This window comes from Sphaerochaeta sp. (assembly GCF_050178175.1).
Lineage (GTDB): Bacteria > Spirochaetota > Spirochaetia > Sphaerochaetales > Sphaerochaetaceae > Sphaerochaeta.
Genome location: NZ_JBFXGH010000014.1, coordinates 15,701 through 36,870, shown reverse-complemented (window position 1 = coordinate 36,870; position 21,170 = coordinate 15,701). Strand labels below are relative to the sequence as shown.

Here is a 21,170-nt window from a genome sequence, read left to right as displayed (position 1 = left end):
CTTTGATGCATTCGGCTATTCACTGTTCATCACCGTTTTCTCCGTGATCAGCATCTCATTGGTCACGAGCATGCTGGCATGGTATATAACCAGGGTGAAAACAAAGTTCACCAACTTTGTCTATTATTTGTTGGTGTTCTCCATGATTGTCCCTTTCCAGATGGTCATGTTTACGATGAGTAAAACGGCCAACTTACTCCATCTCGATAATCCAGTTGGCATTATCGTGCTCTATGTAGGATTTGGTGCAGGACTGGGAACCTTCATGTTCAGTGGGTTCATCAAGAGTATTCCCCTCAGCCTGGAAGAGGCTGCCATGATTGATGGTGCTGGGCCTGTAAAGACGTACTTCCTCATTGTCTTTCCGATGCTCAAGCCAACTGCGATCACAGTTGCCATCCTCAATACCATGTGGATCTGGAATGACTACCTCCTCCCTTACCTGACCATTGGAACAGAGTACAAGACAATTCCTGTTGCCATCCAGTACTTGAGAGGTGGCTATGGAGCGGTCGATATGGGGGCTATGATGGCTATGCTGGTCTTGGCCATGGTTCCCATCATCGCTTTCTATCTTGTAGCACAGAAGCACATCATCCGTGGTGTAGTTGCTGGCGCTGTGAAGGGTTGATGACAATGGGAAGCACCTATCATGAGAGAGGTGTGCAACAATGAATAGCAAGCATAAACGAGATGCCGGTATTCTCTTGCACATCACCAGTCTTCCTTCTCCGTATGGTATCGGGGACTTGGGGCGTAATGCCTATGCTGTTGCCGATTGGATGGAGAAGGCAGATATCCGCCTCTGGCAACTCTTGCCGCTCAATCCAACAGGATTTGGGAATTCTCCCTATGCTCCACGTTCCACGTTTGCCGGCAATGAGTTGCTCATTGACCTTGAATCATTGATGCATGAGGGATATCTTTCCCCTGAGGATTTGCTTTCCTTGCCATCTTTTCCGGATGATAGGGTACACTATCAACTCGTGCAGGAGCGGAAACTACCACTTCTGAAGAAGGCTGCACGGGCTTTTCTTGCTGCCGAAATGGATAAAGAGAATGCGTTTCTCCGCTTTTGCAATGAGCAAGCGTTCTGGTTGGATGACTATGCGCTTTTCATGGTCCTCTATGAGACCTATCAGGATGCCAGGTGGTTCAGCCAATGGCCTGAAAGCTTTGCAAAACGTGATAAGAATGTATTGAGGGCGTTTTGTGAGGAACATAAGCGAGAGATTGCCATCTGGAAGGTGTTGCAATATTTCTTTGCTTTACAGTGGGATGCCTTCAAACGATATGTAAATGCAAAGCGTATTCATCTGGTTGGTGATGTCCCCATTTTCGTGGCAGCTGACAGTGCAGATACCTGGAGCAACATACATCTGTTCAAGACGGATGGTGCAGGGCATTTCAGCGCTGTCAGTGGGGTACCCCCAGATATCTTCAGTGCAACCGGGCAACTTTGGGGCAATCCTGTCTATGACTGGAACGTTCTTGAAGCAGAAGGTTACCAGTGGTGGATCAAGCGATTGGAACGACTGTTTGCCATGATAGACATTCTGCGAATTGACCATTTTAGGGGGTTCGATGCGTACTATGAGATACCGGCTGGGGATAAAACCGCAGAACATGGCAAATGGATTGATGTAGATGGTAAAAGCTTTTTCAGGAAAGTGAGAGACCACTTTGGATCAGTTCCCATCATTGCAGAGGACCTTGGGTTGATGACCGAATCAGTTGAAGCATTGCGGGATGCAAATGGATTTCCCGGAATGAAAATATTGCAATTTGGATTCAGCAAGGATGAGAAAGGGAGAAGCAATTATTATGATGATTTTCTGCCGCATAACTGGCAGGAGAACTTTGTAGCGTATACCGGTACCCATGACAACAATACCACCCTTGGTTGGTTCAATTCCCTGGATGCACAGGATAAGGAGATGGTGCTTACCTATCTTGATTGTCAAGAGTCAGAGGTGGTGCGGAAAATGATTCGCACCCTGATGCTTTCCTGTGCTCGTACAGCCATCATCCCCATGCAGGATCTCTTGGAAAAGGATGAGGAAGCAAGGATGAACTATCCTTCAACTTGCAATGACGTCAACTGGAGTTGGAGAGCCACTGCAGATGAATTTACTGATACCATTGCTCACAATCTTGCACATTTGGTTACCATATCAGCCAGGAATGGGCTGCTGGGAAATTGAATGTGGCGCCCTAGGGTGTTCATATACCTTCCTGACAAGGCCGGAACTGCAAGGTTCCGGCCTTGCTCCGTCTCTCAAGCCTTGCTACAGTAAGGCATGAGTACCATGCACTTTGGAACATGTTCATGGAAATATGAGAGTTGGGAAGGATTGGTATATGAGCCTGGCAGTACCAAGCGATACCTAGCCCAGTATGCCGATACTTATGATTCGGTGGAAGTGGATAGATGGTTCTGGTCGCTGGGAAAGCGGAGCTATGGTCTTCCTTTCCCCCATGATGTGAGAGAATATGACCAGGATACTCCTGACAGCTTTAGGTTCACCATCAAGTGTCCAAACACCTTGACCCTTCCATTTCGTTACCAGAGCAAGAGGGAACCAAACCCTTGGTTTCTTGATGCCGAGGTGTTTTATCGGTTCATAGAAACCCTAGAACCGCTTATCCCGAAAATAGGGTTATTGATGTTTCAGTTTGGATACCTGAACCGCAGCATGTTCAAGGATCGTGATGAGTTCCTGGAATCACTTGACAGGTTTTTCTCCTTGCTCCCTGATTCTCTTCCCTATGCCGTAGAGATCAGGAACCCTGCATGGATGGAAGCTTCCTACTTCTCCTTTCTGGAGGAACGGCAAATCGGTCCTGTATTGCTCTCTGGGTACTGGATGGATGATCTTGCCACCCAATTGCAGAGAGCAGGGTCCCATCTCCATTCTCCATTCTGTGTGCGTTTGCACGGTGAAGATAGGAAAGAAATTGAAAAAGAGAGTGAAGGGAAGTGGAATCGAATTCTTGAAAGCCATGATCAGGAGATGATTGCAATTGCCCCAAGACTGGTAAAGCTTGCACAAGAGGGTAAAGTGATTTACATCAATGTGAACAACCACTATGAAGGGAGCGCCCCGCTTACCATCAGGAAGTTGATGGATTATTGTCAAGAGGCATAGGCAGACGATGTACGAATCATGGAAGGTGTGCTACGGTAAAGTGTAGTCGGGAGGCAAGCAGAATGGTTGGCTTTCCTGTCATGAAACTACCAGAACTCTCTGCAGGTCAAATCTGCAGCAATCAATGTATGTGCAATCATAAGGTAGGAGCAAGGATCAATACGGTTCTTGCTCTTTTGTTTGTGCATCAACAAGGAGGGAACCAATGAAAGAAGAAAAAATGTATTCGAACGGTCAGGTTGAACAGCGGATGCAGGATGGGAAACTGACTTATTTCTTCAAGGATGGAAATATCAAGGCTGAGGGACCCATCAAGGATAATCTTATGGATGGACTTTGGCATTACTATCGGGAGAATGGGATTGTATGGCAGGTAGGGAGTTTCAAGCATGGGGTGAAACATGGTCCGTGGGTTCGGTATGACCGTGTAGGGGCTGTTGAGTATGAGGCACAGTTCGAAGACGGAAAAGAAATCACCAAACGGTTGTACCATTGATATTGGATTCTGGAGAAGCGGTGGTAGAATAGGGATGTCACACTAACCGATTGGGAATCGGATAAAAGGAGCCGAATAATGAAACGAGTACTCTTGAAGCGGGTATTGCCTGGCATTGTGATGCTTTGCATCACAATGGGATTCCTCTTTGCTCAACCACTGCCGGAACAGGCTGAGGAACTTGTCATCCTTGCCACCACAGATATTCATGGAAATGTATGGGGATTCAGTTATGAGAATGACAAGGAGACAAACAACAACGGTATGGCCCGCATTGCTACCTATGTGGAGCAGGTACGTGCATCGCATCCAGCTGTCATCCTGGTGGATAATGGTGATGTTATCCAAGGGAATATCATGACTGATGATTTATACAACAAGAGAGAAGGTGAGCATCCTGTCATCCGTGCGATGAATCTCCTGGATTATGATAGCCTGACATTGGGAAACCATGAGTTCAATTTTGGGGAAAACCTGATCAAAAGAATCCAGGAACTGGCAAATTTTCCAGTGCTTGCCGCAAACATGTCACGTGTTGACGGTACCATGGCTGCCCTTCCATACACCATAGTAGAGAGATCTGGAGTAAAGGTCGGTATCATTGGCTTGACAAATCCGAATGCTCCTAGATGGGATGGCGAGAAGACCGATCCATTTGTCTATGCTCCGGTAGGTCCTGCTGCAAGACGGGTAGTGGATATCCTTGATGACAAGGTCGATGTCCTGGTAGTTGTAGCTCATGTAGGACTGTATCCTGAATATGATGTTGATGGTGGCAGTGATGGAGGTCTGTCTATCCTTGAGCTCTGCCCTGAGATTGATGTGCTTATCGTTGGGCATGCCCATACCACGGTCGCAGAGATACAGAATGGGATTGCTATCGGTGGAGCAAAGAACCTCGGACGTGAGGTTATCCGCATCGACCTCAGCCTTGATGAGAACAAGCAGGTTGATGGACAGGAAGTGACCATCGTTGATATGACTGACTATGAACCGAGTGAGTTGATCAGGGGGAATACTTTCATCAAGGAGGCACATCAAGCCACCAGGGACTTTATTTCCGGTGGAGCCCCCTCTGCTGATGGAAGTCCCAGCGGTGGTATCTTCGGAACAGCAGCAGCTGACTTCCAGCCCAAGAATGAGATTATGGGTATACCTGAGGGAAAACTTCGTGATACCGCAGTCATGGATTTCATCAATGAGGTACAACTGCTTAACAGTGGAGCTGATGTGTCGGCAGCAGCGCTCTTTGCCGATACCAGTGATATTCCCCAGGGACCGATCAACTACGGAACCATCTTTGGCATCTACAAGTACGACAACACCCTCTATCGTGTACCGGTTACCGGTGCTGAGCTGAAAGCCTACATGGAGTGGTCAGCAACCTGTTACAACCAGTGGAAACCTGGTGATATCTCCATCAGCTTCAACCCAGACAAGCCGGGTTATCTCTATGATATGTTCAGTGGTGTTGACTATGAGATAGACCTGAGCAAACCTGAAGGGCAGAGGATCAAGAATGTCATGTTCAAGGGCAAGCCGCTCTCAGATACACAGAAACTTACCCTTGCCGTGAACAACTACCGATATTCTTCGGCCCTGAAAGCACAGAAACTGGTATCGGGAGTACGGGAATGGGAGAGTCCAAACTCAATTCGCGATATGCTCGTAGCATACATCAAGGAAAAGGGGACGATATATCCAAAGGTAGACAACAACTGGAAGATCGTTGGGGTGAACCTTGATAGTCCCTATCGCAAGCAGGTGATCAAGATGGTAAATGAGGGGAAGCTTGAATCACCCTACAACAAATCCTTGAATATCGACGAGCTCAGGAAACAGGGAATCATCAAATAGCATAAGTGTGGGCTGGTCAGCAAGCCAGCCCACAACGCTATATCCCTTGATCGTCATGCTTGAGCGCTTTCCTGCGGGAACGTACGCTCTCGGTGAGCAGATACTCAATCTGGCCGTTTATGGAGGGGAAGTCATCCTCAGCCCAAGCGGCCAGCTCTTTCCACAGCGATGACGAAAGACGCAACAATACCTGTTTATTGCTCTTATCATTTGCATCCATACGTCATCATCCTTACGCTAATAAAGCGACCCACTGTATACGATTGGCTGTACCTCCTTCTTTCCACAAAGGACCACCAGAAGATTGCTTACCAAGGAAGCCTTACGCTCTTCATCCAGGTTCACTATCTCACTCTCATCCAACCGCTCCCTCCACAATTTTTGTCTCGCAGCGATGATGGCAGAAGACTGTTGAAGCTGCAACATTGCTGCAGCAATCTCTGGTGCGTAAGAGAGGTGGGTGATTCTTGCCCCTAGAATTCCCAGGCCGGCAACGAAAACCTTGCCTTGCAGTTTCTTTCGCAGATCCTCAGCCACCTCCCTGCTGCTTCCTCTCAGTGATTTTTCATCATCATCACTATCGTAGGGGAAGAGCCGTACCACATTTCTCAGTGCGCTATCGCACTGTATGGAAAGATAATCCACATAGTTGTCAACGTCAAACACCGTTTTAGCAGTATCAACCACTTTCCAGATAACGACAACACCGATAATGATCGGATTGCCCTGTGAGTCATTGATTTTCTGCTTCTCATTGTTCAGCGTCATTGCTTTGAGGGATAACTTTCGTTTTGGAATCTGTATTGAATAGGCTGTGGTTCCACTCTTATTCGCACCGGGTTTTCCTTCCAGCTTATAGGAACCTGAAAAATTTTCTGATGATGCAGGCTTCACTGCAGTGACAAAAGGATTTACAAAGAAAAAGCCCTCTTTCTTGAGTGTCCCATGATACTGGCATAACAAGGTAAGCACCAACGCGTCATTCGGTTTGATAATCTTCAACCCACCAAACAAGATCGGACCAATGATAAAACCATAGAGTGCTCCAAGAGTAATGACAACTGCACAAATAGATCCTGGAATATCTGCTACAATACCAAAGAGGAACAGGGCAAATGACAAGAGGATAAGCAGCACATTGACTACCAGGATTGTCAATCCGATTGAAGGTCGGTCCAGGACTTTTTTTTGAGTAGACAGGTTCATTCATACGAATACCTTCAAGGTATGATATAAAAAGATATCATTATGATCTCAATTGGATAATTCACTCATCTGTGATATTTATCAGATTAGGACTTGTGAATTACTAGAGATGCAAGACATTTGTATGTTTCTACTTGTTACAACTCACAACCCGAAGGGTTCATCACTCTGTATCGGTACCCTATTACTGTTGTGTGCATTGTCGATTATTTCTGGTATACTGATGAAACGAAAAGACCTATGAGGAGAAGTAATGGATACTTGGACACTAGATGACGCAAGAAAGCTGTATCACATCGATTCCTGGGGAAATGAGTATTTTCATGTTTCAGAGAAAGGGGAAGTGGAAGTACGGCTCAAAGAAGAAGACCCCAAAAGTCAAGTAAGCTTGTTATCCATTGTCAAGGGCTTGCAAGAGAGAGGCATGAAATTGCCTGTACTCCTGCGATTTTCCAATATCCTTGACTCGAGGATCCAACATATCAATGAGAGTTTCCTTGGAGCCATGAAGGATGCCGGCTATACCGGTACCTACCGGGGCGTCTATCCTATCAAGGTAAACCAACAGCAACAGGTTGTTGAGGAAATATGCAAATACGGTAAGCAGTACCACCATGGCTTGGAAACCGGCAGCAAGGCTGAACTTTTACTTGCCCTCGCATATATCGATGATCTGGAAGCCTATGTTGTCTGTAACGGATACAAGGATGAGGAATATATCGACTTGGCCCTGAGAGGCCTCTCGATGGGGGTGCAAACCGTTCTGGTGGTGGAGATGCCGGGAGAAGTGGATATCATTCTTGAACGTAGCAGGGCGATGGGCATTAAGCCCAATATTGGACTGAGAATGAAACCCTCAACGGTAGCAAGTGGACACTGGACAGACAGTGGCGGGGACCGCAGTGTATTCGGTCTGAACACCACACAGGTTATCCAGGTGGTTGATAAGCTCAGGAATGAGCAGATGCTCGATAGCCTGAAATTGTTGCACTATCATCTGGGAAGCCAGATACCCAACATCCGTGACATCCGTATGGGTGCAACGGAAGCAGCACGTTTCTACTGTGGATTGGTTCATGAGGGAGCCCCCATGGGCTTGTTGGATATCGGCGGTGGATTGGCAATTGACTATGATGGTTCACATACCGATAGCTCGAACAGCCGAAATTATTCCACCAAAGAGTATTGTGATGACGTTGTAGAGGAAGTGATGACCATCTGCAAGGAAGAGAATGTTACCCATCCAACCTTGCTCAGTGAGTCAGGAAGAGCCTTGGTTTCCTACTATTCGGTCCTGCTGCTCAACGTCCTGGATACCAATGTTTTCTGGAACGGGGAAGATGTTGAGGCAAATCTCGACCCAGAAGTACTGCCAGCATTGGAGAATCTCCTCTACGTGAGGAAGATGCTCAACGAGAAGAATGCACAGGAGTGCCTGAACGACCTGAACTATTACCGTGAGGAGATGAGAAACAAGTTCCTCTATGGTAAGGTGAATATGAGGGAGCGTGCTGCAGCAGAGCATGTTTACTGGTCAATTGTTGCAGAGATCAAGCAGACCTATGGGGAGGTTGAGTCTCCTGAGTTTGAGAAGCTGGAGCAGCAATTATCAGATATATACTACGGGAACTTCAGTCTCTTCCAATCACTTCCTGATGTTTGGGCGATTGATCAATTATTCCCCATCATGCCTATCCATATGCTGGACAAGAGGCCGGACAGGAAGGCTGTGTTGAGTGATATCACCTGTGACAGCGAGGGAAAGATCGATCGATTCATCGGTCGCTGGGAAGTGGAGAACACCCTCAGCTTGCATACTCTTCCTGAGAATGATGACTACATCCTCGGAGTCTTCCTGGTGGGGGCTTACCAGGAAACACTGGGGGACCTGCACAATCTGCTGGGAGATACCAATGTTGCCTCAGTTACCTATGAGGATGGGAAATTCCGACTTCACAATGAGTTGGAAGGTGATACTGTGGCTGATGTACTTAGTTATGTGGAGTATGAGCCAAAACATCTGGAGGCCCTGATCAGGAACAAAGCTGAACGTGCAGTTCAGGATGGAAGGATAACCCCGCTTGAGAGGCGGCGCATCATTGCTGCCTATACAGCCGGACTCAGAGGATATACCTACTACGAAACCGACCAAGAGGAGTAAGACATGGAAAAGAAACGTTTGATGATCATAGGAGCAGGTGGCGTCGGTAATGTGGCTGTACGCAAATCGGCCAGAATGGAAGACCTCTATGAAGTAATCCTGCTTGCAAGCAGGACGAAAGCAAAATGTGATGCAATTGCCGCTGATGCAGGACCAGTTCCTGTTGAAACTGCACAGGTTGATGCTGATGATGTTGTGTCATTGGTCAGCCTCATGAAGAGCTTCAAACCTGATGTGGTACTCAATGTTGCACTTCCTTACCAGGATCTCCCGATCATGGAGGCCTGCCTTGAGTACGGTGTTGATTATATTGATACTGCAAATTACGAACCAAAGGATGAAGCACATTTTGAATACTCCTACCAGTGGGCCTACCAGGAAAAGTTCAAGGAAGCTGGCCTGACAGCACTGCTTGGAAGTGGGTTCGACCCTGGGGTGACCAATGTATTCACCGCATATGCTGCAAAACACTATTTTGATGAGATGCACTATCTCGATATTGTAGACTGTAACGCAGGGGATCATGGAAAGAGCTTTGCCACCAACTTCAATCCAGAGATCAATATCCGGGAAATCACCCAAAACGGCCGATACTATGAAGGGGGAGAGTGGAAGAGTACGGAACCTCTGGAAATCCACCAGAACGTGGATTATCCACGTATCGGGGGTAAGGAGAGCTATCTGCTTTTCCATGAGGAATTGGAATCCTTGGTAAAACACTACCCAAGTCTGAAACGGGCACGTTTCTGGATGACCTTCAGCCAGGAATACATCACCCATCTGAAGGTGCTCGAGGATATTGGGATGACCAGCATCAAGCCGGTCAGGTTCCAGGGAATGGAAATCCAACCCCTGCAGTTCCTCAAGGCCGTACTTCCTGAGCCTTCCTCACTTGGTGAAAACTACAAGGGGCAAACCTCCATTGGTTGCCAGATCAGGGGGATCAAGGACGGCAAGGAGAGGACACTCTACATATTCAATAACTGCAGCCATCAGATGGCCTACCAGGATACCAAGGCACAGGCAGTGAGCTATACAACTGGTGTTCCTGCAGCACTTGGAACCAGCTTGGTTGCCCGTGGCATCTGGAAGGAGCCTGGGGTAAACAATATGGAACAGTTCGATCCTGACCCATTCCTTGAGGAACTTGGGCCACTGGGCCTTCCCTGGGAAGTGGTTGTCGATGGCAAGCTTGCCTTTGGTGAATAGCCCATGATCGATTTGAAAAAGATGAGCCATACTCCAGCATTTGTCCTGGAGTATGAGCTTCTGGAAAAGAACCTTTCCCTCATTGAACAGTTGCAGAAGGAACTTCCCCTCTCATTCCTCTTCGCCCTTAAAGGGTTTGCGATGCACGCGGTATTCCCGGAGCTGGCCTCTGTGGCAAGCGGGGCAACTGCGTCTTCTCTGAATGAGGCACTTCTTGCATCCCCCTATTTTCATGAAATCCATGCATATGCTCCCGTGTATCAGAAGAACGAATTTGAAACCATTGCCTCAATGGCAACACATATTACGTTCAACTCTGTTTCCCAGCTGGAGACATATCGGGATAGAAGCAGTAATGCTCAATTGGGGCTTCGCATCAATGCCATGTACTCGACAGTCCCTACTGCCTTGTATGATCCTTGCAGCAAAGGGAGCCGTTTGGGGATACTTCCCAAGGACCTTCCAAAACTCCCAGGGGGGGTGAGTGGATTGCACTCCCACAACCTCTGTGAGAGTGGGGCACAGGAACTGGCACATACGCTTTCATCAATCGAAAAGCATTGGGGTCATTTACTTGGTGATATTGATTGGTTGAATCTTGGTGGAGGCCATCTGGTAACCAGGAAAGGGTATGACCTGGACCTTTTCAGGAAAACGATCATGGATTTCCACGATCGATATCCCCACATCAAGCTCATATTGGAACCTGGTGCAGCCTTTGTTTGGGAAACTGGGTATCTGGTAACTGAAATTCTTGATATCGTTGAAAATGGTGGTATCAAGACACTGATGATCGATGCCTCCTTTGCAGCCCATATGCCGGACTGTCTGGAAATGCCGTACTCCCCAAAAGTGATCGGAGCGCAGTTGGATGAGAAAGGATCTTACCGCCTTGGGGGGTCATCATGCCTGGCAGGGGACTGGGTGGGCAGTTACACCTTTGAGAAAGCACCCAAGATTGGGGATCGCCTTGTACTCTGTGACATGATGCACTACACCATGGTCAAGACCACCATGTTCAATGGGATAGCCTTGCCGGATATCGGTATCTATCGTGATGAGACCTATACCGTGGTGAAATCCTTCGGGTTTGATGATTATCAACGACGATTGTCGTAGGAGAGAGAGAATGGAACACTGGTTTTTGGATTCAGAATTCCCCAACTGTGACAAGGAAACAGCACGATTTCATGTAATTCCTTTTCCCTTGGAGCATACAGTCTCCTACATGGGAGGCACAGCGGATGGACCAGAGGCCATCATAGAAGCTTCATCCCAGCTTGAACAACTTGTTGAAGGATTCGGGAATCCTGGGGCCTTGGGAATTCATACCCGGGAACCATTAAAAACAGAAGGTATGGCCGAACAAGCGATAGCAGCCGCTGCTGAGGCTCTCCTCCAGGCGTATGACCAGGGATCCATCCCTGTACTTCTCGGTGGTGAGCATTCGGTTACCAATGCTGCAATCCCTCTCTTGAGAGACCGATTCCCCCAAGGGGATGTCGGTATCCTGCAGTTTGATGCACACATGGACCTAAGGGATGCCTATGAAGGGAGCAAACTGAGCCATGCATCGGTCATGAGGCGTGTCGTAGAGGCTGGTATCCCATTGTTCCAGGTAGGAATTCGGAATTATAGTGAAGAGGATCTTGAAGCACGTGAGTGCTACCAGGTTGGTCACTATGATGCATCGTTCCTCTACAGCCAAAAGAATTTGCACTCATTGGAAACACTTGCCCTTCCTCCTTCATTCCCCAAAAAGCTATACATTACCTTCGATGTCGATGCATTCGATTGTGGGTTGATGAGTGCCACCGGGACCCCTGATCCAGGTGGACTCTCATGGTGGGATGCAATTACGTTACTTACCGTTCTTACCAAGGATAGGACGATTATTGGGTGCGATGTAGTGGAATTGGCTCCCAATGCCTTGCATCACCCCTCCTATACTGCAAGCAAGCTTACGTATTTCCTGATGGGACTAGCCAGCAAGCGCTGTTCCCAGTGAAAAGGCTGCACCCAGTGCATCATCTTCAGGAGTATCCAAGGCGATGACCGGGTCGGCAACCAACACTGCCCCTGCGTCCTTGGTGAGTTCAGCCCATTCATCCATCCACTCTCCGTTTCCCCATCCGTAGGAACCGAAGAGCGCAACAGGTTTTCCCTCCAGATGGGGAAGGAGTGCATTGAACATTGGTTCGAATACCTCATCCTCCAAGCTTTCTGAGCCCATTGCAGGACACCCAAACGCTACTGCGTCATAGCTATCGAGCAAGTCGGCTGAGAACAGCCCGGCCTTGATCACCTTGATACCTGCACCGGCTTCCATGGCCCCCTTTGCCACCGCTTGGGCCAAGGCTTCGGTATTACCCGTCCCACTGTAATATACAATTGCAATACGTTTCATAGTTCCTCCAATGGAGATTAATACTAGTAAATTTATAAGGGTTAGGCCACGCTAACACATGTGATAAGTACTACACCATTGTAGGGAAGCATGTCAAGAATGAGATTATCGGTTGCTGTTCTCAGCTGCCTTGAGAAGCCGTTGCATTTTCAAAGCCAATGGAGAGGCAGGACCAAAATAGACATGGGCTTTCCTGTGGGCCCACCGGTAGAGCGTCCTTGCATCCTCCACTTCCCCGAGCTTTCGATAGCATCGCGCTATATGTACAAGCAGTCCAATTTTCTCTGCTTCAGAGGCAAAGTCTGATTCAATATCAAGGTAGGACCGGATGATTCTGTACTGCTCAAGTGCTTCTCTCCATGCGTACCGCCTCTCCAGACATACCCCCAGTGCACAACGGGCCATGATACTCTGGCTGCTTGTGGATCCTTCGAATGAGGTAAGGATGGTAAGTACCTGCTGACGGAGCAGAAGCTCCTCATCAAACTTCTTCTTGATATGGTAGATGTCTGCCTGCAGGCAGAGCGAATCGATATAGAGATCATAGGAGGGGCCATTCTCTTTGGTGTAATCACGACCAAGCAGATCCTCAACAATGGATTGTGCCTCCGCACTCTGTCCATCATCGAGATAGGAATTACCCAAGGCGATCATGGCCTCAATGGTTGACTCATCATCATCACCATGAAGGATCTGGCTTGTCTGATAAATCTGTTGAGCAACCTCCAGCTCTTTATGGGTCTCTCCTGCACGGTAGTAGGCCATGTTCAAATCCCCCATCAGGAGAATGTATTCTTGATTCATGGGGCCATATTCGTTGAAGTGAGCTACGCGCTTCTTTTCCAGATCGGCGATATTCTGATGCACCCGTGCAAAATAGATCGGGTCATCGAGTTCACTTGAGAGTAGTAATCGTGCAAAATAGTTTTCCATATCTCTAGTATACACACATGGGTTTATACCCTACAAGCTCTTCTCTGCACGAACTGCAAGATAGCAGTCATGGATGTAACTGTCGATCATCATGCATCCTGCTGTGTCGGTGTAGATACCGGTTATATGGAACCCACAATCCGTAAGCCCTCCGAGCAAGTCTTGCAATGTATGGGAGAATTCAATGGTATCATGTTTTCTTATACGTTTTTCCAACTCCTTTTTCCCAAGGCTCTTGAGGTCGGAGTAAGGAATGGTGTATTTCACCTGGAGGTGGTTCCTCAAGGCTTTCTTTTCGTCAAAGAGGTAGAGCACTGGGTTGGTGATGCTGGTAAGCAGTCGTCCTCCTCTCTTCAAGATCCTGTAGCAGTGCTGATACATGCTGTGCACCTCATCAATGAAACATGTGGAGGTTGGGTTGTATATCATGTCAAAGGTGGAGTCTGCAAAACATGAGAGATCACGCATATCGCCCTTGACGAATTCCATCTCCAGATGGAGCCGCTCAGCATAGGATGCATCCTGTGCAAGTTGTTTTTCTGAAATATCATACAGGGTTACTTCTGCTCCAGCAAGGGCAAGGAGAACCGCTTGCTGCCCTCCACCACAGGCAAGGGCAAGGACCTTTTTCCCTTTAATGCCACCAACCCAGGAAGGAGGGACCTGCTTGAAAGGAGAGAGAACCATATCCAATTCCCCCCTTCGTGCTTTCTCTATCTGTTCTTCCGTGCACCCATCGGTCCAGATGGTATGTTTTTCAACTTCACTATCCCAGGCTCTTGCATTGTGCTCAACATATGTATCCATGTATGGAGGGTAGCATGGAAGGGAATAGTTTGCAATGAGATAAAATACAACTGTTTTTATTGTATTGTTTTAGAAATGAGAGGAGTATAGGTAAGAACCCCCTGTACGCGATGGGACTGCATAAGTGCGATACTTTTTGCTCTGCTGGCAAAACTTGTGATGTCCGGAAGCTCTGTATACCGAGCCCTACGAAAAAGGGTAACATGGGCTTTGAAACGGGTATCCTTGAACACTACATGATACTCCTGCAAGAGGGCAATAAGCGTTTTCTGCAACTGAAACAATCCTGTATGATGGGCTATCCCACTGTAGATGATGTCACCTCCCTGTTTGGGAAATGTTCCTAGATGATTGAACAGGACTTCCATCTCTCTTTTAGGCATTGCCTCAAGGATGTCACTAAGCAAAGGAAGGATCTTCTCGTCCTGCTCTCCGAGAAAGGCAAGGGTGAGATGGAGGTTTCCTTTGCTCGTTGGATTTCCTTTAGAGAGATAGGGAGCAATGGTACTTTGGACGGAAGCCAGCTGTTGTAAGGTGGTCTCTGGAAAGAGCAGTGCATAAAAAAGTCTCATGAAAGAAAGTATACAATGAAACAAAGACTTTGTGGTCACAGAAAAGCATAGTATAGTGTTGTGAGGAGCAGAACATGAAGATAGTTCTTATTGGGGCAGGCAGTGCACAGTTCGGGCTTGGTACCCTTGGGGATATTATGCAAAGTGACATGTTGACGGGAAGTACCATCAGCCTGGTGGATATCAATGTCCAGGCATTGCAGAACGTGTATAGCAAGGCCACAGCATTTGTCGAAGCGAATAATCTTCCTTTTACCATCGAGGCAACCACCGACCGGAAGGAAGCACTGCAGGGTTGTGATGTAGTGGTCATCTCCATCGAAGTGGGGAACCGTTTCCAGCTCTGGGATGAGGATTGGACCTTAGCCCAACAGTACGGAATTAACCAGGTGTATGGGGAAAACGGTGGACCGGGGGGAGTGTTCCATTCGCTGAGGATTATTCCTGTCATCATGGAAATCTGTGAAGATGTTGTTTCCCTCTGTCCAGACGCCTGGGTTTTCAACTACTCCAACCCGATGACCGCCATTGTGACAACCGTACTCAGAAAGTATCCATCGCTCAAATTCGTGGGGATCTGCCATGAGATTGCATCCCTGGAACGGTATCTTCCCTCAATCCTTCTAACTCCCTTTTCCAATTTACAAACCCGAAGTGCTGGTTTGAATCATTTCAGTGTACTTCTGGAAGCGTATTACCGGGACAGCGGCAAGGATGCCTATCCTGATATCCTGGAAAAAGCCCCTGCATTTTTCGAAAAGGAACCAGGGTATTCCGATATTCTTTCCTATATGGAGCAGCATGGAGAGGCGTTCATTACAGAGGGATCCACCCATCGTCCACTGCCGGAGGGAACAAGAAGCAAGAAGCCCTGGGCGGACAGGACACTGTTCAAGGAAATTCTCGATCATTACCACTTGTTGCCCATCACCGTTGACAGTCATTTTGGTGAATATATCAGTTGGGCACATGAGGTAGTAGACCATAAGGGGATAAAGGATTTCTATCTGTTATATCAAAAAATGCTTTCCCGCTTGGAACCAAAGATTGAACTGAAAGTAACCGAGCGTCTGGTCTGTATACTTGAAGGCATTGTAGAGAACAGCGGATATGAGGAACTGGCCGTAAACATACTGAACAATGGATTGATTGGGGATCTTCCCCCTTGGGTTGCTGTAGAGGTTCCGGCAAAAGTATACAGCAAGGGCATGAAAGGTGTTGCTTTTGACAATTTTCCCAAAGGGTTCGCCGCGCTCCTGAGAAACTACTGTGGTGTATATGACCTGACAGCCGAGGCTGTGCTGCAAGGAAAGAAGGAGTATGTAATCCAGGCATTGCTGGCCAACCCAGTGGTACACACCATGAGGAACATACCAGAGCTTGTGGGGGTGATGATAGAACGTCAGCGTAAGTGGTTGGGGTATTTGCAATGAAATAACAAGACCTCCCTGGTAATTCCAAGGAGGTCTCTCTAGCGGCAAAGGGACTCGGACCCCTGACCGAACGGATATGAGCCGTTTGCTCTACCAACTGAGCTATGCCGCCGTAACAACTCCCACACTATAGCCAATGCCCAAACAGTTAGTCAAGAGGGTTTTTGTCACTTTTTGGTTGGGGAAAACCATGGTATGCTTAAGTTCATGGAAAAGAAACGATATGTATGTCCAAAATGTGGCGGCACTCACTATGAGAGCGACCGGTTCCAGGCAACGGGCGGCAATTTTGCCAAGATTTTCGATGTCCAAAACAAACGGTTCATCACCGTCACTTGTACCAATTGTGGGTACACTGAATTGTTCAAACAAAATGAACAGACAGGATGGAATATTTTGGACTTCTTCTTGAATTGACAGGAGGTACTATGCAGACAGTTACGATGAACAACAAGCTTGAGATCCCGCAACTTGGATTTGGCACTTGGCAGATCCCTGAAGGAAAAGCAGCATATGAGAGTGTTCGTTACGCTCTCGAGGTAGGATATCGGCATATCGATACAGCAGCTGCCTACGGCAATGAGGAAAGTGTTGGACGCGCAATACGCGAGAGCGGTATTGATCGGGAGAAGATTTTCCTAACCACCAAGCTACACAACAATGACCATGGCTATGAACAGACAAAGGAAGCATTCCAGGAAAGCTTGAGAAAACTGGATACCGACTATGTTGACCTGTATCTGATCCATTGGCCCAATCCCATTGCATCACGCTCGCATTGGCAGGATGCCAACAGAGGGAGTTGGAAGGCAATGGAGGAGTTTGTAAGGCAAGGCCTGATCAAGAGCATCGGTATCAGCAACTTCCGTGAACATCATATTGAATCATTGCTCGAGAGGGCTGAGATAAAACCGCAGGTCAATCAGATCCGTCTCTATGCAGGCGAACAACAGCACAAGTTGGTGCAATATTGCAAGGACAAGCAGATGGTTCTGGAAGCATATAGCCCACTAGGCACCGGAGGCCTGCTCAGCAGTCCACTGATCAAGAGCATTGCTGAAGAGGTAGGGAAGAGTCCCGCCCAAGTGTGTCTTCGCTATGATGTCCAGAAAGGGCATGTTGTGCTTCCCAAATCGGTTACACCTTCCTCCATTCTCCAGAACAAGGATATCTTTGATTTCACGTTGAATGCAGAACAAATGGCAAGGCTCGATGAAATGGAGAATATCTGTGGACCTACACAGAACCCGGATGAAACCTCCTTCTAAAACCTCTTGCTTTCCTGCAAGCGTATGAGTACTCTTGTAGCATGACTGGATTCTTCATTAAAAAAGCGTTTTTCGATGGTTGGGACAACCTCATTTCGATGGTTGTCCACAACCTTGGGTTCCTCTTGATATTGCTTGCCTTCATGGGAAGCATGAGCCTCATGGAAATACATGGCATACTCTCTGTAGTTGCCATGATACTTACAGTAGGCCTGTTTGCCTTCTTTACAGCAGGTACCTCAGCTTCTACCTGGGCATATGCAAAATATGAACGCCCTGGCTGGGAAGGGTTCAAGCATGGGATCAGGGACTCATGGAGGCATAGTCTTTTTTACTGGTTGCTTTCCGTGCTTGATGTCTCACTTATCCTGTTTGTCATTCCTTTTTACCTAAGTTATGGCAATGCCGTAGGGACGCTGCTCAGTGTCATACTTTTCTGGTTGTTCATGGGGTTGAGTTTCGCTCTACTGTATTACTGGGCGCTCTTTCGTGCAATGCCTGGTGACCGTCCGGCCAAGACACTGAAAAAGAGCTTTCTCATCGTATTTGACAATCTCTTCTTCACCTTGTTCCTTGCCGTGTACCAGATAGTGAATTTTTTGTTATCAGCACTTCTTGCAGGCCTTGCCCCTGGAGTGACCGGCATGTTGCTTGCCAGCAGTGATGCCGTCAAACTGATGATGTATAAGTATGACTATCTTGAAAAGGAACCGGAAGCAGACAGGAAGCATATCCCTTGGGACGAACTGCTCTATGAAGAACGCGAGAGTGTTGGACACCGTTCCTTGAAGAATATGATTTTCCCCTGGAAGGACTGACATGTCCTATGAAGTCGAACTGAAAGCCCATGTAGATGACCCTATCACGCTCAAGCATGACATCGAGCAACAGCCAGGCATTGGGGAGGTGTGTTGTGAAGAGAAGGATGATATCTACTATGCCTTGGCTGGACAGGAGCCTCTCTTCCGTTTACGGACGGAACGATTCGGGCCCTCTTTTCATAAGCTTTCAGGGAATGTACGGTTTACAAGAAAATATAAAAGCCTGAAGGATGGGATTGAGGTCAATGAGGAAGTTGAGTTTCTCTCATCCTCCGACCAGGCAGAGAAGGCCCATGCCTTCTTCCTCAGTCTTGGATATGAGGTGTATGTCAGGAAAACCAAGCGGGGATACGCCTGCAATTGGGTATTCGACGAGACGCTCTCTCCCCTGCATGTAGAACTGGTGGAGATTGCTTCCCTTGGCTGGTTCTTGGAGATGGAATTTGTGTTGGAGAGTGCGGAACGGGTCCCGTATGCCAGGACCCGTCTACTTGAAGCACTCTCATGGTTGGGTGTTCCCCAAGAACGTATCGAGGAACGCTATTACATGCATCTGCTCAAGGATCTTTTGTAGGGTAGTGAGGTACATTTTCCTTTCCCAGATACTTGCTGATGCATCTAACCAGTACATCATGATCCTCAAGGTCGGTAAGTCCGCTTACCATCACAGCCCCTACCAATCCAGCTGATCGGACAACAATGGGAAATCCTCCACCACAATCAACAAACCTGGTTGGGTCCAAACCCCGTTCACTCAACGTCTTCCCTCGTTTCTTCAGGAATAAGGAGTATGCCAATGTACTGGTTTCAAAGTGCTGGACCGTATTGAACTTTCGGTCAATCCAGTCCTGAGAGCCACGATTCGATCCTTCAGCGGTAAAATGGAACAGTGTCTTGCCACTCATTGTCCTGATGCATATGGCAATGGGAATCTTTTTGCCCAGAGCTTCCTCGGCAAGGATCTTCCCCAGTTCCCATGCATCACGGTTTGAGAAATGATCGAACTGCAACAGTTCTTCCTGGCTTTCTACCAGTGCAATTTGTTGTGAGAGTTCCATATGCTTATTCTCCCGGGAAGTGTACACCCCATTGGTTTCTCAGGGTATCCATTATTTCCATTACCTTGATGATTTCACTGTGAGGCATCTGCTTAAGCTCAATTTCTCCCTCTTCAAGTGCCTTCCTGCATGCTTCAACCTGGTGCTCGAACCCTGTGATGTTCCTGAAAGGCTTATAGGTCTCAACCAGGTTGTAATCACGGTCGTATACATTGATCCCTTCACAGTTGTTGATGTTGAGGAACTCAATAAACCCCCTGCTGCCGAAGATTGCACCACGCCTGTCACTGGTACTCAGCATGGAAGAGTGAAGAATTGCCATCTTGCCACCCTTGAACGTGAGGGTGATGGAGTTTGATTCATCAACACCACTGTCGGTCTTGATGCAGGAAGATTCGATTGACTCAATCTCATTCCCAAACACCATCATGGCAAAGTTGATCGGGTACACCCCCAGATCAAGAAGAGCACCTCCGGCAAGCTCCGGGTCCATCATTCGTTTCACGCCCTTGATGGGATAGCAGAGATTGGCGGTAAGTGAATGTGGTTCACCGATAACCCTGCGTTCAAGAATCTGTTCAAGAACCAGACGCATAGGGAGATATCGTGTCCAAATTGCCTCAGCTACCAGAAGCTTCTTCTTTTCCCCAAGTGCTATGACTTCCCTGGCCTGCTTTGCATTCATTGTGAAAGCCTTTTCGCCAAGTACTGGTTTTCCATGCTCCAAGGAGAGCATCATATGTTCGTAGTGCAAGGAGTGTGGGGTGCAAACATAGACCAGATCTACATCGGGGTCACCCAGCATTTCCTCATATGAACCGTACGCTTTACGGACATTCCATTGCTTTGCAAAGTCACGCGCTTTCTGCAGGTCTCTGGATGCAACAGCATAGGCTTCCACCTGTTCCATCTCAGCTATCGTTGCAGCCATCTTGCGGGCGATGTTTCCAGCACCCAAGATTCCCATTCTCATCATACCTTCCTCCTGATGTACTCAGTATAGAGGCAACCAGTCGGAAAGAAAAGTGCAATGTATACCGTTACAACAAAGCTCCAAGTGCTGTGGAGAGTGAAAGGACACCCATCAAGGCAAATGCTGAATTGGTTTTCATACGAGACACTGGCTTGAATACCAAGGTTGCGACTGACCAGAGACTGAATAGTGTGCAACGAAGAATGGAATCCAGGCTCATATCAACTGCCAAGGAAACAAAGGGCAAGAGAGCGGTAATCGCCAGACTTACCTGCAGGGAGAGATGCGTTCTACCGGAGAGAAAGAGAAAGGCAAGGGCGATCAGCACCAATACAAGACTCCTGACCATGGTGAGGCTTGAGGGTTCCTGTAAATGTGCCCAGAGCAGATTTACCAAAGCCAAGGCAAAAATCTTTGCACTCTCCTTGATATACGAGAAGATGAGATGAGCTCTTTGTTCAATGGAAAAGAAATGAAAGAGAGCAGAACAGATGAAGCTGATGATAAACAGTGAGTAGGTGAGAACAACCAACAGGTTGACACCCTGGCCCTCAACCATCTGGTTCATCAGGTAGATGATGATTGCAATAGTGGAGAGGGAAGCTACGATATCAACAATCCCGTTGAAGATACTGTAGGACTTGAAGGTCCCTTTCGGGTCCTTGGCTTTTGCAAACTTCTCTGCATTGAAAGAGAAGTTGAATGAGGTCCCATTCTTCAATTCCGCCTTGAATGAAACAGAATGCACATGCTCAGCATGTTCAGCTATCTCATCAACCCGGTTCTTGAAATCTGTAAAGATCTTATGTACATCATCCAT

23 protein-coding genes and 1 tRNA gene are annotated in these 21,170 nt (G+C 47.6%); 14 read left to right on the top strand and 10 right to left on the bottom strand.

Going from position 1 to position 21,170, the window contains the following annotated elements:
* The 5 genes from AB7S66_RS03155 to AB7S66_RS03135 form a co-directional block, all read left to right on the top strand.
* Positions 1-631 (top strand): carbohydrate ABC transporter permease (locus AB7S66_RS03155; protein ID WP_428517957.1); only part of this gene is annotated, 631 nt, incomplete at its 5' end.
* 40 nt (positions 632-671) lie between these two features.
* A complete protein-coding gene (malQ, locus tag AB7S66_RS03150; RefSeq protein ID WP_428517956.1) occupies positions 672-2,204 on the top strand; it encodes a 4-alpha-glucanotransferase in 1,533 nt (510 codons plus the stop codon).
* A gap of 96 nt (positions 2,205-2,300) precedes the next feature.
* Positions 2,301-3,149: a DUF72 domain-containing protein gene (locus AB7S66_RS03145; protein WP_428517955.1), complete on the top strand. Its 849-nt coding sequence runs from the start codon at positions 2,301-2,303 to the stop codon at positions 3,147-3,149.
* 205 nt (positions 3,150-3,354) lie between these two features.
* The gene (locus AB7S66_RS03140) at positions 3,355-3,645 is read left to right on the top strand and encodes a toxin-antitoxin system YwqK family antitoxin (RefSeq protein ID WP_428517953.1); all 291 of its coding nucleotides are present in this window, start codon (positions 3,355-3,357) and stop codon (positions 3,643-3,645) included.
* 78 nt (positions 3,646-3,723) lie between these two features.
* Positions 3,724-5,502: a 5'-nucleotidase C-terminal domain-containing protein gene (locus AB7S66_RS03135; RefSeq protein WP_428517951.1), complete on the top strand. Its 1,779-nt coding sequence runs from the start codon at positions 3,724-3,726 to the stop codon at positions 5,500-5,502.
* Between the two features lie 37 nt (positions 5,503-5,539).
* On the opposite strand, the gene AB7S66_RS03130 is transcribed toward AB7S66_RS03135, so the two are convergent.
* Complete coding sequence (locus AB7S66_RS03130) at positions 5,540-5,722, bottom strand: Arc family DNA-binding protein (protein WP_428517950.1); 183 nt, start codon at positions 5,720-5,722, stop codon at positions 5,540-5,542.
* Positions 5,723-5,739: 17 nt separating this feature from the next.
* On the bottom strand, positions 5,740-6,708 hold the full coding sequence (locus tag AB7S66_RS03125; RefSeq protein ID WP_428517949.1) for an SPFH domain-containing protein: 969 nt from the start codon (positions 6,706-6,708) through the stop codon (positions 5,740-5,742).
* A 253-nt stretch (positions 6,709-6,961) separates the two neighbouring features.
* Here AB7S66_RS03125 and speA point away from each other — a divergent pair, with 253 nt between their 5' ends.
* The 4 genes from speA to speB are packed head-to-tail and all read left to right on the top strand — an operon-like array spanning position 6,962 to position 12,086.
* Positions 6,962-8,869, top strand: coding sequence for a biosynthetic arginine decarboxylase (speA, locus tag AB7S66_RS03120; RefSeq protein ID WP_428517948.1), 1,908 nt, complete (start codon positions 6,962-6,964; stop codon positions 8,867-8,869).
* 3 nt (positions 8,870-8,872) lie between these two features.
* Positions 8,873-10,078, top strand: coding sequence for a saccharopine dehydrogenase family protein (locus tag AB7S66_RS03115; protein ID WP_428517946.1), 1,206 nt, complete (start codon positions 8,873-8,875; stop codon positions 10,076-10,078).
* A 3-nt stretch (positions 10,079-10,081) separates the two neighbouring features.
* Positions 10,082-11,197: a carboxynorspermidine decarboxylase gene (nspC, locus tag AB7S66_RS03110; protein WP_428517945.1), complete on the top strand. Its 1,116-nt coding sequence runs from the start codon at positions 10,082-10,084 to the stop codon at positions 11,195-11,197.
* A 10-nt stretch (positions 11,198-11,207) separates the two neighbouring features.
* Entirely contained in the window at positions 11,208-12,086 is an 879-nt protein-coding gene (gene speB, locus AB7S66_RS03105; protein WP_428517943.1) for an agmatinase, read from the top strand.
* On the opposite strand, the gene AB7S66_RS03100 is transcribed toward speB, so the two are convergent.
* The 4 genes from AB7S66_RS03100 to thpR all read right to left on the bottom strand — a co-directional run bounded on the left by AB7S66_RS03100 (position 12,060) and on the right by thpR (position 14,797).
* On the bottom strand, positions 12,060-12,485 hold the full coding sequence (locus AB7S66_RS03100; protein ID WP_428517942.1) for a flavodoxin domain-containing protein: 426 nt from the start codon (positions 12,483-12,485) through the stop codon (positions 12,060-12,062). The two genes, speB and AB7S66_RS03100, sit on opposite strands and share 27 nt — an antisense overlap.
* 105 nt (positions 12,486-12,590) lie before the next feature.
* Positions 12,591-13,418: a tetratricopeptide repeat protein gene (locus AB7S66_RS03095; RefSeq protein ID WP_428517940.1), complete on the bottom strand. Its 828-nt coding sequence runs from the start codon at positions 13,416-13,418 to the stop codon at positions 12,591-12,593.
* A gap of 30 nt (positions 13,419-13,448) precedes the next feature.
* Positions 13,449-14,225, bottom strand: coding sequence for a class I SAM-dependent methyltransferase (locus AB7S66_RS03090; protein ID WP_428517938.1), 777 nt, complete (start codon positions 14,223-14,225; stop codon positions 13,449-13,451).
* 56 nt (positions 14,226-14,281) lie between these two features.
* On the bottom strand, positions 14,282-14,797 hold the full coding sequence (thpR, locus tag AB7S66_RS03085) for an RNA 2',3'-cyclic phosphodiesterase (protein WP_428517936.1): 516 nt from the start codon (positions 14,795-14,797) through the stop codon (positions 14,282-14,284).
* Positions 14,798-14,871: 74 nt separating this feature from the next.
* Here thpR and AB7S66_RS03080 point away from each other — a divergent pair, with 74 nt between their 5' ends.
* Positions 14,872-16,230, top strand: coding sequence for an alpha-glucosidase (locus tag AB7S66_RS03080; RefSeq protein WP_428517935.1), 1,359 nt, complete (start codon positions 14,872-14,874; stop codon positions 16,228-16,230).
* A 39-nt stretch (positions 16,231-16,269) separates the two neighbouring features.
* On the opposite strand, the gene AB7S66_RS03075 is transcribed toward AB7S66_RS03080, so the two are convergent.
* Positions 16,270-16,342, bottom strand: a tRNA-Met gene (locus AB7S66_RS03075).
* Between the two features lie 95 nt (positions 16,343-16,437).
* On the opposite strand from AB7S66_RS03075, the gene AB7S66_RS03070 reads away from it, so the two are divergent.
* From AB7S66_RS03070 to AB7S66_RS03055, 4 genes are read left to right on the top strand one after another with little or no spacing between them, the layout of a single operon-like run.
* On the top strand, positions 16,438-16,647 hold the full coding sequence (locus tag AB7S66_RS03070; protein ID WP_198890051.1) for a zinc ribbon domain-containing protein: 210 nt from the start codon (positions 16,438-16,440) through the stop codon (positions 16,645-16,647).
* An 11-nt stretch (positions 16,648-16,658) separates the two neighbouring features.
* Positions 16,659-17,498 carry an aldo/keto reductase gene (locus AB7S66_RS03065; protein WP_428517933.1) on the top strand — a complete coding sequence of 280 codons (840 nt, stop codon included), beginning with the start codon at positions 16,659-16,661 and terminating at the stop codon, positions 17,496-17,498.
* A gap of 41 nt (positions 17,499-17,539) precedes the next feature.
* Entirely contained in the window at positions 17,540-18,316 is a 777-nt protein-coding gene (locus AB7S66_RS03060) for a hypothetical protein (RefSeq protein WP_428517931.1), read from the top strand.
* 1 nt (position 18,317) lies between these two features.
* The gene (locus AB7S66_RS03055) at positions 18,318-18,893 is read left to right on the top strand and encodes a CYTH domain-containing protein (RefSeq protein WP_428517930.1); all 576 of its coding nucleotides are present in this window, start codon (positions 18,318-18,320) and stop codon (positions 18,891-18,893) included.
* Here the strand turns inward: AB7S66_RS03055 and AB7S66_RS03050 are convergent.
* From AB7S66_RS03050 to AB7S66_RS03040, 3 genes are all read right to left on the bottom strand, one after another.
* Positions 18,877-19,377 (bottom strand): heme-degrading domain-containing protein, encoded by a 501-nt coding sequence (locus tag AB7S66_RS03050; protein ID WP_428517929.1) that lies wholly within the window; start codon positions 19,375-19,377, stop codon positions 18,877-18,879. The genes AB7S66_RS03055 and AB7S66_RS03050 overlap by 17 nt on opposite strands.
* Positions 19,378-19,381: 4 nt before the next feature.
* Positions 19,382-20,353: a Gfo/Idh/MocA family protein gene (locus tag AB7S66_RS03045; RefSeq protein ID WP_428517927.1), complete on the bottom strand. Its 972-nt coding sequence runs from the start codon at positions 20,351-20,353 to the stop codon at positions 19,382-19,384.
* A gap of 64 nt (positions 20,354-20,417) precedes the next feature.
* Positions 20,418-21,170 (bottom strand): hypothetical protein, encoded by a 753-nt coding sequence (locus AB7S66_RS03040; RefSeq protein ID WP_428517926.1) that lies wholly within the window; start codon positions 21,168-21,170, stop codon positions 20,418-20,420.